Source organism: Streptomyces sp. NPDC001220, from assembly GCF_053597895.1.
Genome location: NZ_JBSFJE010000002.1, coordinates 607,536 through 620,470 on the forward strand (window position 1 = coordinate 607,536; position 12,935 = coordinate 620,470).

At 70.9% G+C, this 12,935-nt stretch carries 11 protein-coding genes; 5 read left to right on the top strand and 6 right to left on the bottom strand.

The window, feature by feature from the left end:
• Positions 1-103: 103 nt before the first annotated feature.
• From ACWDGI_RS07290 to ACWDGI_RS07305, 4 genes are all read left to right on the top strand, one after another.
• On the top strand, positions 104-562 hold the full coding sequence (locus ACWDGI_RS07290; RefSeq protein WP_450756227.1) for a hypothetical protein: 459 nt from the start codon (positions 104-106) through the stop codon (positions 560-562).
• Positions 563-620: 58 nt separating this feature from the next.
• The gene (locus tag ACWDGI_RS07295) at positions 621-2,132 is read left to right on the top strand and encodes an alginate lyase family protein (RefSeq protein WP_450756229.1); all 1,512 of its coding nucleotides are present in this window, start codon (positions 621-623) and stop codon (positions 2,130-2,132) included.
• Between the two features lie 174 nt (positions 2,133-2,306).
• Positions 2,307-4,001 (top strand): aa3-type cytochrome oxidase subunit I, encoded by a 1,695-nt coding sequence (ctaD, locus tag ACWDGI_RS07300; protein ID WP_450756231.1) that lies wholly within the window; start codon positions 2,307-2,309, stop codon positions 3,999-4,001.
• Positions 3,998-4,366: a cytochrome C oxidase subunit I gene (locus ACWDGI_RS07305; protein ID WP_450756233.1), complete on the top strand. Its 369-nt coding sequence runs from the start codon at positions 3,998-4,000 to the stop codon at positions 4,364-4,366. Before ctaD ends, ACWDGI_RS07305 begins: the two co-directional genes overlap by 4 nt.
• A gap of 192 nt (positions 4,367-4,558) precedes the next feature.
• On the opposite strand, the gene ACWDGI_RS07310 is transcribed toward ACWDGI_RS07305, so the two are convergent.
• Complete coding sequence (locus tag ACWDGI_RS07310; protein ID WP_450756235.1) at positions 4,559-6,070, bottom strand: MFS transporter; 1,512 nt, start codon at positions 6,068-6,070, stop codon at positions 4,559-4,561.
• Positions 6,071-6,141: 71 nt separating this feature from the next.
• Positions 6,142-7,404: a DUF445 domain-containing protein gene (locus tag ACWDGI_RS07315; RefSeq protein WP_450756521.1), complete on the bottom strand. Its 1,263-nt coding sequence runs from the start codon at positions 7,402-7,404 to the stop codon at positions 6,142-6,144.
• Between the two features lie 297 nt (positions 7,405-7,701).
• Between ACWDGI_RS07315 and ACWDGI_RS07320 the strand changes: the two genes are divergently transcribed.
• Positions 7,702-9,042, top strand: a complete 1,341-nt coding sequence (locus ACWDGI_RS07320) for an SGNH/GDSL hydrolase family protein (protein WP_450756237.1) — start codon at positions 7,702-7,704, stop codon at positions 9,040-9,042.
• Between the two features lie 182 nt (positions 9,043-9,224).
• Here the strand turns inward: ACWDGI_RS07320 and ACWDGI_RS07325 are convergent, their stop codons facing one another.
• From ACWDGI_RS07325 to ACWDGI_RS07340, 4 genes are all read right to left on the bottom strand, one after another.
• A complete protein-coding gene (locus ACWDGI_RS07325) occupies positions 9,225-9,956 on the bottom strand; it encodes a DUF1707 SHOCT-like domain-containing protein (RefSeq protein WP_450756239.1) in 732 nt (243 codons plus the stop codon).
• Between the two features lie 9 nt (positions 9,957-9,965).
• A complete protein-coding gene (locus ACWDGI_RS07330) occupies positions 9,966-10,982 on the bottom strand; it encodes an ABC transporter ATP-binding protein (protein ID WP_450756241.1) in 1,017 nt (338 codons plus the stop codon).
• 15 nt (positions 10,983-10,997) lie between these two features.
• Positions 10,998-11,762 (bottom strand): ABC transporter permease, encoded by a 765-nt coding sequence (locus tag ACWDGI_RS07335; protein ID WP_450756523.1) that lies wholly within the window; start codon positions 11,760-11,762, stop codon positions 10,998-11,000.
• A gap of 79 nt (positions 11,763-11,841) precedes the next feature.
• Positions 11,842-12,642: an ABC transporter permease gene (locus ACWDGI_RS07340; RefSeq protein WP_450756243.1), complete on the bottom strand. Its 801-nt coding sequence runs from the start codon at positions 12,640-12,642 to the stop codon at positions 11,842-11,844.
• Positions 12,643-12,935: the final 293 nt, after the last annotated feature.

Consider the following 12,935-nt stretch of genomic DNA (forward strand, 5'->3'; position numbering starts at 1 on the left):
GCGGACATTCGGAGGCAGCGGTACGTGCGGCTGGCGAGAATCCGTCGAGTAGTGGCAGTATCGCCGCTTCTGCAAGATCCTCCGGCCACCTACGGTCGAGGCCGTGACCAAGTTCCTCCTCGCCGTCCATGTCCTCGCGGCGATCGTCGCGATCGGTCCCGTCACCGTCGCCGCCAGCATGTTCCCGCCGGCCGCCCGCCGCGCCATCGAGGCGCCGGACGACGTCCGCGCCGCCGAGACCCTTCAGCTGCTGTACCGGATCTGCCGGGTGTACGCCGTCGTCGGCGTGGTCGTCCCCGTCTTCGGGTTCGCCACGGCGAGCAATATGCATGTGCTGGGCAGCGCCTGGCTGATCACGTCGATCGCGCTCACCGCACTCGCGGCGGTCGTCCTCGCCGCGCTGGTACTGCCTCGCCAGAGCGCGCTGCTGGAGGGCGGCACGGCGGGCATGACGCGGCGGGCAACGGCCCGACTCGCCATGTTCACCGGGGTGTTCAATCTCCTCTGGGCCACCGTGACGGTTCTGATGATCGTGCGGCCGGGGTCGACGACCGGCGCCTGATCCGCCCCCCTGGTTTCTGTTATCGGGGCCGTTGCCGCCCGTCTCCCAGGGCATGCACATGACTCGACAGATCAGCCGCCGGAGCCTGCTGAAGGCCTCGGGAGCGACGGTGGGTGCCGCCACGGGGATCACCGCGGCGGTCCGGCCCGCCGCGGCGGCCGACGGGGCCTTCGCCCACCCCGGCCTGCTGCACACCCGTACCGATCTCGACCGCATGGCCGCCAAGGTGCGGGCGGGCGCCGCGCCCTACACGGCCGGGTTCGCCCGGCTCACCGCCAACCGGCACGCGCAGAGCGGCTGGCAGGCGCGGCCGCAGGCGGTGGTCTACCGGGGTTCGGGCACCCCGGAGAACTACGCGCTGCTCTACAACGACATCCACGCCGCCTACCAGAACGCCCTGCGCTACCGCGTGACCGGCGAGAGCGAGTACGCCGACACCGCCGTCGCCGTCCTCAACGCCTGGTCGTCCACCCTCACCGCGGTCAACGGGTCCGCCGACCGGTTCCTGGCCGCCGGGCTGTACGGCTACCAGTTCGCCAACGCCGCCGAACTCGTCCGCGACCACGGGGACTTCGAGCTCTCCCGGTTCCAGGAGATGCTCAGCAAGCTCTTCGCCACCCCCAGCGACGACTTCCTGGTCCGGCACAACGGCGCCGTCGTCTCCAACTACTGGACCAACTGGGACCTCGCCGCCATGGCCTGCGTCCTGGCCACCGGCATCTTCTGCGACGACCGGGCCCAGGTCGCCCGCGCGGTCGACTACTTCAAGCACGGCGACGGGCTCGGAGCGATCAGGAACGCCATTCCCGTCGTGTACGACGAGGAGGCGGGCGGCGGGCTGGGCGAGTGGCTGGAGGCGGGGCGCGACCAGGGGCACGCGCTGCTCGGGGTCGGGCTGATGGGCACGTTCTGCGAGATGGCCTGGAACCAGGGGATCGACCTGTACGGGTACGACGACAGCCGGTTCCTCAAGGGGGCGCAGTACGTCGCCAAGTGGAGCATGGGCGGGCAGGTGCCGTACACCGCGAACACGCGGCGGAAGGGAGCGGTCGGGGGGTGGTCGGGGAGTGAGACGGCGACGGCCGCGGCGGGCGTCGATCCGTCGATGACACGCCCCGTCTGGGCGATGATCGCCAACCACTACACCAAGCGGCGGGGACTGCCGGCGACGTACGTCACCCGGATCGCGGCGAAGGCCGCGCCGGAGGGCGGCGGCGGGGACTACGGGCCGAACAGCGGGGGGTACGACCAACTGGGCTTCGGGACTTTGACGTTCACGCGGGACCGGACGGAGGCGGCAGGGGGTGCGACGTCCTCCCCGACTCCGAAGGCATCGGCGTCGGCACCGGCTTCCGTATCCGCGGACGCATCCGCAGCCGCAGCCGCAACCGCAGCCACGTCGGCGTCGGCGTCGTCCTCCCCGTCGGCCCCGGGCAAGGGCGGCGACCTCGCGGCCACCGGGTCCGGTGACGTCGTCGGATGGGCCGCGGCCACCGGGATCACCGCGCTGGCGGGCGGACTGCTGCTGCTCCGGAGGCGAGGGCGAGAGCGGGGGCGTCCGGCCGAGTAGGCGCCGTCCGCCGGGGCCGGACCGGCGCCGGGTTTGCTCCACTCGTGGGTCCTGACCGCCCGATCGGCCGTACGGCGGGCGGCTCGGGGCTCCTCTCCCCGCTCCGAGCGGCCAGGATGGCCGGAGAGTCAGCCATGGTGCGGGTGAACCGCGAGCGTCTGGAGACACACACAGGTGACCGTTCTCAACGACCCCGAGCACTCGGCCGTCCCGCATTACGACAGCGAGGTGCCCCTGCGAGGCCGGCAGCCCGGCAACGTGGTCATCAAGTGGCTCACCACCACCGACCACAAGACGATCGGCACGCTGTACCTGATCACGTCGTTCGCGTTCTTCCTGATCGGCGGTGTGATGGCGCTGCTCATGCGCGCCGAACTCGCTCGCCCCGGTCTGCAGATCATCTCGAACGAGCAGTACAACCAGGCGTTCACGATGCACGGCACGATCATGCTGCTGATGTTCGCGACACCCCTGTTCGCGGGCTTCACGAACTGGATCATGCCGCTGCAGATCGGGGCGCCGGACGTCGCCTTCCCGCGGCTGAACATGTTCGCCTACTGGCTCTACCTGTTCGGCTCGTCCATCGCGGTCGGCGGTTTCATCACCCCGCAGGGCGCGGCCGACTTCGGCTGGTTCGCCTACACCCCGCTGTCGGACGCGATCCGCTCGCCGGGCCTCGGCTCCGACATGTGGATCATGGGTCTGGCCTTCTCCGGCTTCGGCACCATCCTCGGCGCGGTCAACTTCATCACCACGATCATCTGCATGCGCGCGCCCGGCATGACCATGTTCCGCATGCCGATCTTCACCTGGAACGTGCTGCTGACCGCCGTCCTGGTCCTCTTCGCCTTCCCGGTCCTCGCCGCGGCGCTGTTCGCGCTGGAGGCGGATCGGAAGTTCGGCGCCCACGTCTTCGACGCGGCGAACGGCGGCGCGCTCCTGTGGCAGAACCTCTTCTGGTTCTTCGGCCACCCGGAGGTGTACATCATCGCGCTGCCGTTCTTCGGCATCGTGACCGAGGTCTTCCCGGTCTTCTCCCGCAAGCCGGTCTTCGGCTACATGGGTCTGGTCGCGGCCACCATCTCGATCGCCGGCCTGTCGATCACCGTCTGGGCGCACCACATGTACGTCACCGGCGGTGTCCTGCTCCCCTTCTTCGCTTTCATGACCTTCCTGATCGCGGTACCGACCGGGGTGAAGTTCTTCAACTGGATCGGCACCATGTGGCAGGGCTCGGTGTCGTTCGAGACACCGATGCTGTGGGCGACGGGCTTCCTAGTGACGTTCCTGTTCGGCGGTCTGACCGGGGTCATCCTGGCCTCGCCGCCGCTGGACTTCCACGTCTCCGACTCGTACTTCGTGGTGGCCCACTTCCACTACGTGGTCTTCGGTACGGTCGTCTTCGCGATGTTCTCCGGCTTCCACTTCTGGTGGCCGAAGATGACGGGCAAGATGCTCGACGAACGGCTCGGCAAGATCACCTTCTGGACGCTGTTCATCGGCTTCCACGGCACCTTCCTGGTCCAGCACTGGCTGGGCGCCGAGGGCATGCCGCGCCGGTACGCCGACTACCTGGCGGCCGACGGCTTCACCACGCTGAACACGATCTCGTCGATCAGCTCCTTCCTGCTCGGCCTGTCGATGGTGCCGTTCCTCTACAACGTGTGGAAGACGGCCAGGTACGGCGAGCCGGTCGGCGTCGACGACCCGTGGGGCTACGGCCGTTCGCTGGAGTGGGCGACCTCCTGCCCGCCGCCGCGGCACAACTTCGTCACCCTGCCGCGGATCCGCAGCGAGTCCCCGGCGTTCGACCTGCACCACCCCGACATCGCCCTGGCCGAGGCCGCGGCCCACGGCGTCCACTCATGACCGACGCGGGACACCGGGTGGGCGGCAGGCCGCAGCGGGGAACCGACGGAGACCTCGCCGACGAGGTGGAGGGTTACCTGCTGTGGCAGGCCAGGATCGCGGAGGCCGAACAGCGGGCCCGGGAGTTCACCGGGCACCTGGACTGGCTGACCACGTCCCAGCGTGACGAGGTCGAACGCCACTACGTCGAGGACAGTCTCAAGCGCGCCCGGCAGGACCTCGAACGGATCGCCGCCCGGTGTGTCTCCCTGCGGGGCGAGTACGAGCGGCGGTACCGCGGGCTGCGGGCGCGCTGTGCGGGCTGGGCCCTGGCCGTGTGCGGGGGCGCCGCCTTCCTGGCGGCGGCGGTGTCACTGGGCCGCTGAGCGCCCCTGGGCCGCGCCGCCGGGTCACCGGGCGCGCGCCCTGGGCCGTGCCGCCGGGTCACCGGGCGCGCGCCTTGCGCGGCGCAGCCCGGTCACCGGTCGCGCGCCTTGCGCGGCGCAGCCGGGTCACCGGTCGCGCGCCTTGCGCGGCGCAGCCGGGTCACCGGGCGGCCCAAGCCGCTGCCGCCGCCACTACGCGGAGGCCTTCGCCGCCCCGCCCGGCGGCGCCGCCGTCAGCGGGGTGGCGATGTCCTCCAGCGACCGGCGCTCCGCCTTCACCGCGCACACCACCGCCACCAGCCCCGCCGCGCACATCAGGCCCGCGCCGATCTGGAAGGCCAGGACGGTGTCGGCCACCTTGCCCGTCCCCGTCAGGTCGGCGAACAGGAGCGGGCCGCTGATGCCGCCCGCCGCCGTGCCCACCGCGTAGAAGAACGCGATCGACATCGCCCTCGTCTCCATCGGGAAGATCTCGGACACCGTCAGATACGCGCTGGACGCTCCCGCCGACGCGAAGAACAGCACCGCGCACCAGCACGCCGTCAGCGTCCCCGCGGTCAGCACGCCCCGGTCGAACAGCCACGCCGTCAGGAACAGCAGCACCCCCGAGAGCAGGTACGTCGACGAGATCATCACCCGCCTGCCCACCGTGTCGAAGAGCTTGCCCAGCAGCAGGGGGCCCAGGAAGTTGCCGACCGCGATGACCACGAAGTAGTAACCCGTGTCGCCCGTCGGCACGTCGAAGAACTTGGTGAGGATCGCGCCGAAGCCGAAGGTGATCGCGTTGTAGAGGAACGCCTGGCCGACGAAGAGGGAGAAGCCGAGGACGGCCCGGCGCCGGTAGTCGTGGAAGACCGTACGGGCGATCTCGCGGAAGCTGACGCCGGCGCGCTGGTGGATCACCAGCTCGCCCGCCGGTTCGGGCAGCGGCTCGCCCTTCTCGGCCTCCACCTGCTGCTCGATCGAGGAGACGATCTCCTCCGCCTCCCGTTCCCTGCCGTGGATCAGCAGCCAGCGCGGGCTCTCCGGGACGTTGCGTCGTACCAGCAGGATGACCAGGCCCAGGACCACCCCCAGTGCGAAGGTCAGGCGCCAGCCCACGTCCTTCGCCAGGAAGTCCGTGTTCAGCGCGACGATCGAGAGCAGCGAACCGCCGACCGCGCCCACCCAGAAGCTGCCGTTGATGATCAGGTCGACGCGGCCCCGGTAGTACGCCGGGATCAGTTCGTCGATCGCGGAGTTGATCGCCGCGTACTCGCCGCCGATGCCGAAGCCGGTCAGGAACCGGAAGATGAAGAACCACCAGGGCGCGAAGGAGAGCGAGGTCAGGGCGGTGGCGGCGAGATAGACCACCAGGGTGATCATGAAGAGCTTCTTGCGGCCGTGGCGGTCGGTCAGGCGGCCCCAGAAGAGGGCTCCGACGCAGGCGCCGGCCACGTACAGCGCCGCCGCCGTCCCGGTGACCTGGGACGACGAGATCGCGAGCCCGCTGCCCGGCTCCGACAGGCGGCTCGCGATGTTGCCCACGACCGTGACCTCGAGCCCGTCCAGGATCCAGACCGTGCCCAGGCCGATGACGATCGTCCAGTGCCAGCGGGACCAGGGCAGACGGTCCAGGCGGGCCGGGATCCGGGAGGTGATCGTCCGGCCGCGGCCTTGGCCGCCGCCCACCCCGTCCACGCCCACGTCCGCACCCGTAGCCATCCGCGCCTCCTCGGCCGGCGAGAGAACCGAAACCCCCGGCCGAGTGCCCCGCTCCGGGCGATCGATGCGCCCTACGCGCCCAGCGCCCGCGACACAGTGAAGATCAGCACTCCGGCCAGCGACCCCACCACCGTGCCATTGATCCGGATGAACTGCAGGTCGCGGCCGATGTGCGCCTCGATCTTCCGGGTGGTGTGCTCGGCGTCCCAGCCCGCCACGGTGTCGGTGATCAGGGAGGTGATCTCCTTGCGGTAGGTCGACACGACGTGCACGGCCGCGCCCTCGACCCAGCTGTCGACCTTGTCCTGGACCTTGGGCTCGCCGGCCATCCGGGCCCCCAGGGAGATCAGGGAGGCGCGGACGCGCAGCCGCAGCTCGCTGCGTTCGTCCTCGGCCGCCGAGACGATCATGGACCGTACGGCCGTCCAGGCGGACGCGATCAGGTCCTGCACCTCGCCCCGGCCCAGGACCTCGCCCTTGAGCCGCTCGACCCGGGCCCGGGTGTCGGTGTCGGACTGGAGGTCGTTCGCGAAGTCGGAGAGGAAACGGTCGAGGGCGCCGCGCGCCGGGTGCGAGGGCATGTCCCGCATCTCGGCGCAGAAGCGCAGCAGTTCCTTGTAGACACGCTCGCCGACCCGCCGGTCCACGAACCGGGGCGTCCAGCCCGGTGCCCCGCCCTGCACGGCGTCCATCACCGAGTCCCCGTGCTGCACCAGCCAGTCGTACGCCCGGCTGACGACCAGGTCCACGACCCGCCGGTGACCGCCGTCGGCGACGACCCGGTCCAGCATCTTGCCGATGCCGGGGGCGATCTCCTGGGCGTCGGCCCGCCGGGTGATGGCCTCGCCGACCACGGCCTGCACGTCGGAGTCGCGCAGCACGGTCAGGGCGCCGCGCAGGGCGGTCGCCAGCTCCGCCGTCACCCGGTCGGCGTTCTTCGGCTCCGCCAGCCACGCGCCGAGCCGGCCGGCGATGCCGACGGCGTGCAGCCGCTGCCGTACGACGTCCTGGGAGAGGAAGTTCTCGCCGACGAACTCGCCCAGCGAGACGCCCAGCTGGTCCTTCTTCGTCGGGATGATCGCGGTGTGCGGGATGGGCAGGCCGAGCGGGTGCCGGAACAGGGCGGTCACCGCGAACCAGTCGGCGAGCGCGCCGACCATGCCCGCCTCGGCCGCCGCGGCCACGTAGTCCGCCCACGAGCCGGCGCCCGCGCCGGACGCCCACTTGGCCAGCACGTACACCAGGGCGACGAGCAGCAGCAGGCCGGTCGCCGTGGTCTTCATGCGCCGTACGCCGCGCTGGCGCTCCTCGTCGGCGGGCGTGAAGGCGTTCATGGACTTGTAGGACGGGGTGCCGGACGCGGTGCTCCCCGCCCGGCCGTCCCCGAGGCCGTCCCCTTGGCCGTCCGCCCGACCGGGCGCGCGGCCGTCGGTGTCCGGCGATTCCGTACGTTCCTCCATCTGCTCCACCCGTTCGCAGCCGGTCTCACCCTCATGGTGATCCCGCACATATTGTCCCTTCCTGACCTACTCCTGGAACGGAACAGGAGTTCCCACCGTCTGTCTCTTCGGAAAACTCCGGCAGGCCGCCCGTCAGCGGCCTGCCCGTCGTCCGAGGAGAACTGAACACGCATGACCCGGCGTCACCACGGTTACGCCCTGCTCAGCGCGGTCGTCGCGCTGATCGTGGCCCTGTCCGCCGCCCTCTACGCCGGCGTCGCCGCCGACGGCTCGTCCCGGAGCGCCACCGTCACGGGCGGCGGGGGCCGCCACCACGGCGCCTCGGCGGCGCCCGCATCGGCCGGCAACTGGGTCGGCGCCTGGTCGGCCTCCCCGGTCGGCGGCGAACCGGGCACCGAGACGGAGGGGCTGGCGGGCCGGTCGGTGCGCAACGTCGTGCACACGACCGCGGCCGGTACCAGCGCCCGGATCACGCTCTCCAACCTGTACGGCCAGTCGGCGCTCACCATCGGCCACGCCTCGATCGCCCTCGCGGCCGGCCACGACACGGCGGCGGCCGACGCCGGGACGATGCGGCGGCTCACCTTCGGCGGCTCCTCGTCCGTCGTCGTGCCGGCGGGCGGGCAGGTGGTCGGCGACCCGGTGGCGATCCGGGTGCCGCGGGGCGCGGACGTGCTGGTCACGACGTACTCCCCGACGCCGTCGGGGCCGGTGACCTACCACCCGCGGGCCCGTCAGGTGTCGTACGTCGCGGACGGCGACCGTACGCAGGACGCGGGCGCGTCCGCGTACACCGGGCAGACGCCGTACTGGCGGTATCTCACCGCGCTGGACGTGCTCAGCGACGACTCCGTGGGCACGGTGGTGATGTTCGGGGACTCGCTGACCGACGGGATCACCTCGACGCCGGGGGCGAACCGGCGCTGGCCGGACGTGCTCGCGGGGCGGCTGCGGCGGGCCGTGGCCGGGGGTGACGACGTCCCGCGCTACAGCGTGGTCAACGAGGGGATCAGCGGCAACCAGGTCCTCACGGACGGGCTCGGGCGGCCGGCGGAGAACCAGAGCGGTGTCGGGCGCTTCGCCCGTGACGTGCTGTCCCGTCCGAACGTCAAGGTCGTCGTCATCGATCTCGGGATCAACGACATCCTGCGCAACCGCCTGCCGGCCGACCCCGACGCGGTCGTCGCCGGGCTGCGCGGGCTGGTCCGGGCGGCGCATGCGCGCGGGCTCAAGGTGGTGGGGGCGACGCTGATGCCCTTCCAGGGCCACCGTGGCTGGTCGCCGGCGAGGGAAACGGTTCGCCAGGAGATCAACGAGCGGATCCGGGCGGGGCGGGTGTACGACGCGGTGACCGACTTCGACAAGGCGCTGCGGGACCCCTACGCGCCGAACCGTCTGCGCCCCTACTACGACTCCGGCGACCATCTCCACCCGAACGACAGCGGGTTCGCGAAGATGGCCGACACGTTCGCCCTGACCGACCTGAGAGGCGGCGGCTCGACGGAACTGTGAGGAAGCGCCCCGCCTATCATCCCGCCGCGACGGCGATCAGCCGCGACGGCGGTGTCCGGCGGTGCCGGACCTGCCGGTGGTTCGCCGCGGGCCGGTGGGGGCCGTTCGCGCCCACGCGGCGGAGCCGCAGATGACACAGCCCCGCGCCCCTGGGTCGGGTGCATGCGCCCCGGTTGACAGGTTCAGTAGTCGCCGTGCCTTCGTCGGCTTCGTTCTTGTCGGCGTTCCTCGCGCAGCTCGTGGCGGGAGGTTTTGCGGTCCAGTTTCTCCTGGCGGCGTTCTTCCTTGAGGCGTTGCCGTTCCGCCCTGGTGACCTTGTGTTCCACCTGGACGCCGCCCCAGAAGGCGAAGCCGGTCACGATCACCCGCGGGGCGGCCGGGTCCGGCGCGGTGCCCTCCTCGCGGTGGTCGAAGCCGCCCATGATGCCGATGCCGCGCATCACGACCTCGACACCCGGCGGCACGATCACGTTCATCCCGCCCATGATCGCGACGCAGTTGATCTCGATCTCGCGGTCCGCGAAGTTCGCCTCGCGCAGGTCGATCTCGCCACCGCCCCAGAAGACGAGGCTGTTGAAGCGTCTGGGTGCCGTCCAGCGGCCCTTGCGCTGGAAGCCGGACATCACGGCCACCGCCCAGGAGGACGAGCCCTCGCCGCCGACTATCCGGCCTCCCCAACCGCCGCTGTCCACGGGCGGCTTGGTGAGTGACACCGACGGCGAACCGGCCACCGCGGGGAGGTCCCTCGTGATCGGCGTCAGCTCACCGTACGTACGGGCCTTGTACGTCGCCTCCAGCCGCTCCTCGAACTCCTCCATGTCGAGCCGCCCCTCCGCGAGGGCGTCCCTGAGGACCTCGGCGACTCGTTCGCGATCGGCGTCGGAGGCACGCAGCTCCGGGGCATCGTCGGTCATGAGTGCAGACTACGAGTTCCGGTCGCCCGGCACTACGGCGTCGTGCGCCCCGAGGGAGGTCCCCGGCGCCTCCAGGGAACCCAGCATCTTCGCGATCACCGTCTCGATGTCCGGTTCCCGGACGGAGAGGTCCACCAAGGGATACTCCGCCGCGATCCGCGCCACCAGCGGCGCCGCCGACTCCGACGCCGGGAACGCCAGCCACTGCCGTGGTCCCTCCACCTTCACCACCCGCGCCGCCCCGCCCGTCTCGACCGGCGGCAGCTCCCGCTCCAGGTCCACCACCAGGGTCCGTTCGCTCTCCCCCGCCTCGTGCAGACCGTCGAGCGGACCGTCGTACACCAGCCGCCCGTGGTCGATGACCATCACCCGCGAGCACAACTGCTCGATGTCCTGGAGGTCGTGGGTGGTCAGCAGGACCGTGGTGCCGCGCTCGGTGTTCAGCTCCCGCAGGAACTCGCGGACCTTGGCCTTGGAGATGACGTCCAGGCCGATCGTCGGCTCGTCCAGGTACAGCACCTCCGGGTCGTGCAGCAGCGCCGCCACGATGTCGCCGCGCATCCGCTGGCCGAGCGAGAGCTGCCGTACCGGAACGTCCAACAGGCTCTCCAGGGAGAGGAGTTCGACCAGCCGGTCCAGGTTCTCCCGGTACCGCGCGTCGGGGATGCGGTACATGCGGTGCATCAGCCGGTAGGAGTCGATCAGCGGAAGGTCCCACCACAGCGTGGTGCGCTGACCGAAGACGACACCGATGCGGTGGGCCAGTTTCGTGCGCTCGCGCGACGGGTCGATGCCCGCCACCCGCAGCCGGCCGCCGCTCGGCGTCAGGATCCCCGTCAGCATCTTGATCGTCGTCGACTTCCCGGCACCGTTCGGGCCGATGTAGCCGACCATCTCGCCGCGCTCCACCGTGAAGGAGAGCGCGTCCACCGCCCGTACCTGCCGGCGTTCCCGCTTCAGGAAGCCGGTCTTGCGCCGGACCTCGAAGACCTTCTCCACCCGGTCCACTTCAATGAACACCGTCAACTCCCCGCGCTCCGTTCAACTCCCCGTGCTCCGATACGACCTGAGCCCCGCCCGCCACGCCAGGCCCGCCAGCACGCAGCACACCGCCGCCACCAGCGGCGGAGACCACGCCGTCCACTCCGGGAGCCGCAGCGGATACGGCCGCCCCAGCACATACGCGGCCGGCACCCAGTTGACGAAGGCCAGCGGCAGCAGGAAGGTCACCCCGCGCACGAAGTCCCGCCCGAACACCGTCGGCGGGTACTGCAGCAGCGTCGTACCGCCGTAGGTGAACGCGTTCTGCACCTCGGCCGCGTCCTGCGCCAGGAACTGGAAGGTCGCGCCCGCCAGGAACAGCGCGCAGAAGATCACCGCGCCGCTGATCACGGTCACCGGCACCAGCAGCACCTTCGCCGCCGTCCACTCGACGTCCACGGCGGACAGCGCGTACCCCAGCACCAGCCCGCCCTGCACGACCCGGCCGAGACGGCGCAGCGCGAAGTGGTCCGCGCCGAGCTGGGCGAGCACCGGAGCCGGCCGCACCAGCAGGGTGTCGAAGGAGCCGTCCCGGATCCGGGTGCCCAGCACGTCCATCGAGCCGAAGACCAGGTCGGCGAAGCCGAACGCGGTCGTGGACAGGCCGTACAGGAAGGCCACCTCGGGCATGGTCCAGCCGCCGAGCCGGTCGACCTGCGTGAACATCAGCAGGATGGTGGCGAAGTCCAGGCCGGTCACCGTCAGGTTGCCGAACAGCGTGAGGAAGAAGGACGCGCGGTAGGTCAGGGAGGAGCGGATCCACATCCCGGCGATCAGCCGGTACGCCCGCACCCCCTCCACGGACCGGGACGCCCGCGGCCCGGCGGTGCTTTCCAGGACCCGCTCAGCCACCCTGCACCACCACCCGCCGGGTCGCCGCCGTCTGGACCAGCCGTCCCGCGGTCAGCAGCGCCACCGCCCACGCCGCCTGGAAGGCGTACGCGCCCAGCGGAGCGGTCTCCCCCAGCAGGACGTCCGCCGGCATCTGGAGCTGCGCCGCCCACGGCAGGGTCCGTACGACGTCGCCCAGAGCGCCCGGGAAGACGTTCAGCGGCAGGGTCATGCCCGAGCAGAAGATCCCCAGGACCATCAGGGCCTGGTTGACGCCCATGCCGTCCAGCAGCCAGAACACGCTCAGCGCGGCCAGGTAGCGGATGCCGAAGCTGACGACCATGGCCAGGAACAGGGCGACGGCGAAGGCCGCCCAGGTCGCCACGTCCGTCGGCAGGGCCATCGGGAAGAACAGCGCGCCGAAGGCGAAGGGGATCACCCCGCGGCCCAGCATCTGGAACAGCGACCGGCCCACGTCCGTCGCCAGCCACCACAGCTGGAGGTCGGCCGGACGGTACAGATCGATCGCGATCTCACCCGTACGGATACGCTCCATCAGGTCTTTCTCCACGCCTCCGCCCTGGATGGCGAGCGTCGCGTACAGGCACTGCCCGAGCCACACATAGGTGACCGCCTGCGCCTGGTCATAGCCTCCGAGGTGCGGTTTCTCGTCCCACAGCGCCAGGTACGTGTACACGAGAATGATCCCGAAGGCGGTGTTGGTGAACACCCCGGCGGCGGTGGCCGCCCGATACGTCGCATACCGTCGGAAACCACCCGCCGCCACGGCGAGGTACAACCGTCCCGCACCCACGCCACAGCCCTCCTCAGCCCGTCGGCCCGAAGCGCAGCAGCCTATGCGCAGGCGAGGTGGCCGCGCCTTCCGTTTTCCGGCCCCGAAAGGACAGTGCCCGAGCTCACAGACCCCAGATCCGGAGTCGAACTCCGTGACCACGCCTACCAGTTCGCCCGCACGGCGCCCGTCCCCCGCACCCGACACGTTTCGGCGACCCCGATGCGTGCCGTGGTCAGGGAACTGATCGACGGATGGGACAGTCTTCATCAAAGGAGGCATGAGTAGCCTCCCGTAACGAAGGCGCCGTTAGC